This window comes from Streptomyces sp. (assembly GCF_035563135.1).
Lineage (GTDB): Bacteria > Actinomycetota > Actinomycetes > Streptomycetales > Streptomycetaceae > Streptomyces.
This window is the reverse complement of record NZ_DATMVN010000061.1, coordinates 1-2,497: the sequence shown is the minus strand read 5'-3', so window position 1 is coordinate 2,497 and position 2,497 is coordinate 1. Positions and strand designations below refer to the sequence as shown.

Annotated in this window: 2 protein-coding genes and 2 pseudogenes; 1 reads left to right on the top strand and 3 read right to left on the bottom strand. The window is 70.2% G+C overall.

Annotation, left to right across the window (positions count from 1 at the left end; translation table 11 throughout):
- Positions 1-5: 5 nt before the first annotated feature.
- From VN520_RS02650 to VN520_RS02640, 3 genes and pseudogenes are all read right to left on the bottom strand, one after another.
- Positions 6-986: a GlxA family transcriptional regulator gene (locus tag VN520_RS02650; RefSeq protein WP_325745186.1), complete on the bottom strand. Its 981-nt coding sequence runs from the start codon at positions 984-986 to the stop codon at positions 6-8.
- A gap of 137 nt (positions 987-1,123) precedes the next feature.
- A pseudogene (locus tag VN520_RS02645) lies at positions 1,124-1,483 on the bottom strand (ATP-binding cassette domain-containing protein); the annotation flags it as partial.
- 116 nt (positions 1,484-1,599) lie between these two features.
- Positions 1,600-2,124 (bottom strand): DUF6326 family protein, encoded by a 525-nt coding sequence (locus VN520_RS02640; protein WP_325745185.1) that lies wholly within the window; start codon positions 2,122-2,124, stop codon positions 1,600-1,602.
- 161 nt (positions 2,125-2,285) lie between these two features.
- On the opposite strand from VN520_RS02640, the pseudogene VN520_RS02635 reads away from it, so the two are divergent.
- Positions 2,286-2,497 (top strand): annotated as a pseudogene (locus tag VN520_RS02635) (hypothetical protein); the annotation flags it as partial.

Below are 2,497 nucleotides of genomic sequence, written 5' to 3'. Positions count from 1 at the left end.
GCCGATCACCTCCGGTGGACGTGCTGGTGTCGCGCCGCCGCGGGCGGGACGCCGTGGCGGTCCGAGAAGAGCCGGCGCAACTGACGTTCGTCGGAGAAGCCGCAGCGGGCGGCGACGGCCTGCACCGTCAGGTCCGTCTGGGCCAGCAGGGTGGCGGCGAACTCCAGGCGCAGCAGTTGCTGGTAGGCCAGCGGGCTCATCCCGATCGCTGCCGCGAAAGCGCGGCTGAGCCCGCGAGGGGACAAGTGCGCCACCGCCGCCAGCTCGGCGAGCGTGTGGGGCGTGTCCAGCCGCTGGGCCAGGTGGTCCTGCACCCGGTGGACGGCCTGGTGGAGGTGTGCCCGGTGCTGGACGAAGACGCTGACTTGCGCACTCGACCCGTTCCGGCGCAGGTAGACGACGAGCTCACGGGCCACCCCGGCGGTCAGGGCCGGCCCGTGCTGCCGTTCGACCAGGGACAGCGCGAGGTCGACCCCGGCCGCGATGCCCGCGCTCGTGCTGATCGGGCCGTCGTGGACGTACAGCACGCCGTCCTGGACCTTGGCGGCCGGGTACCTCGCCCGCATGGCGTCGACCAGTCCCCAGTGGGTCGTGCACCGGCGGCCGTCGAGCAGCCCGGCGTCGCCGAAGGCCGCCGCTCCGCTGCACACCGATGCCAGCGAGGCGCCCGTCTCACCGGCGCTGCGCAACCACCGGGCCACGGCAACGGAGGTCAGCGGTGCGGCACCGGCCGACGGGGGGATCCGCGGTCCCGGCACGAGCACCAGGTCGCCCGGACCGACGGCCGACAACGCGCCGAGGGCCGCGAACCGAAGGCCCTGCGCGGAGACCACCTCCGGCTCGTCCGCCACGAACTCGATCCGGTAGCCGGCACCGAGGTGGTTGGCGGCGTCGAAGACCTGCACCGGACCGGCCAGGTCCAGCAGGTTCACCTGCGGCAGCACCAGCACCACGATCCGTCCCGTGGCGCTCCGGTCCTCGTCCATGTGATCGACGCTAGGACCCGGGAGCCGGCCCGGGGAGGGCTCGACAAGCCACGAAGCGGACGGATCAGGCACTCGAAACGGCCGCTCGTCCACCAAGCCGTCGGACTCCGGCAATGATCCGGTCCCGACCCGTCGTCGACCCCGGCCAGGCCGGTCATCTCGATGACCTCGCTGACCCGGGAGGCCTTGATGTTGTGGGTGGCGGCCATGGCGCGCAGGTGCGAGCGGGCGCTGCGGCCGGGGTGCACGGCACTTGCCTCCAGCAGGGCGCCGACCTCCCGTAGCGCGGCACGGTGCTGCCGGTAGGGCTTGCCGTTGACGGTGACGGTGCCCGACGTCGGCCGGTCCAGTCCCATGATCATGCGCATGGTCGTGGACTTGCCGGCGCCGTTCGGGCCGAGGAACCCGGTGACGGTCCCGGGCGCGATCGTGAAGCTGAGGGAGTGCACGGCGGTGTTGTCGCCGTAGCGCTTGGTGAGCTCGTGCGCCTCGATCATGACCGGGACCGTTCTGGGGGATGGGGTGGGACGGAGTGCTCAGCAGCGAACGCTGAGGCAGGCGACCGTGCCCGCGGGTGGCGCGAGCGAAGGGTGGTCGGGCGCGGGGCGGGCAGTCACGCCTGCTGCGGCGTGCGGAGCGGCTCGCTGTCGAGGCTGGCTGCCAGGGTCGCCGGTGATGCGGTGCGGCCTGGCCAGGTCCAGGCGGAGCGGAGGATGAAGGCCAGGATCAGCACCTCGACTCCGATAGTGAGGGCGTAGTAAAAGGCGTAGTCCCAGGTCGCCCCTGCCGCGTTGAACACGCAGGCGGGGATGTAGAGCGATGCAACGACGAGGTTCGTGGCGCGGCTCACCCGGGCGGGCAGCGTCATGGAGAGCATGATCATCAGGGCCGGGATCGCGATGACCACGAAGAAGATGGACATCAATGTCCCGCTGATGTCGAACTCGAAGATGACGCCACCGCGAATTGAGTCGATTTCGCCGGGCTGGTAGAGGTGGAAGTAGTCGATGTAAAGGATGAGGAACATGAGGCTGGTCCATGCGGCGGCGATCTTGGCCTGCACGGGCATGCGCCGATCTTCCAGCGCGCTGCGCGATGGCGGAATCTCTCGTGCGGTGTGGGATTGAGGCGTTCTCATCAGATTGCTCCTTGCCTTGATCGGGTGGGTGCTTCCACCTTCACCGATGCCGGCGGCGGGCACATCAGCCCCGGAGCCTGATTCGACCTGGCCGTTGGCACAGCCGATCTCTCGTACTTTCGGCGGATATCCCGAGCAGGCGGGCTGCCTAGGCTGATCAGATGGCCACCAACGCACTCCGCTCGCTGTGGGCCGAACCTCGACCCACGAATGCCCCGGACCGGGAGCCGCGGGACTGGGCTTTGGTCGCAGCACTGGTCGGCTGGTCCGTGGTGGAAGTGGTGCTTCGCCAGGACCTGATGCCGCGCCCGCTGCTGCTGCTCTACACGCTCGCGGTCCTCGGCCCGCTGCTGTGGCGACGCACGCACCCGCT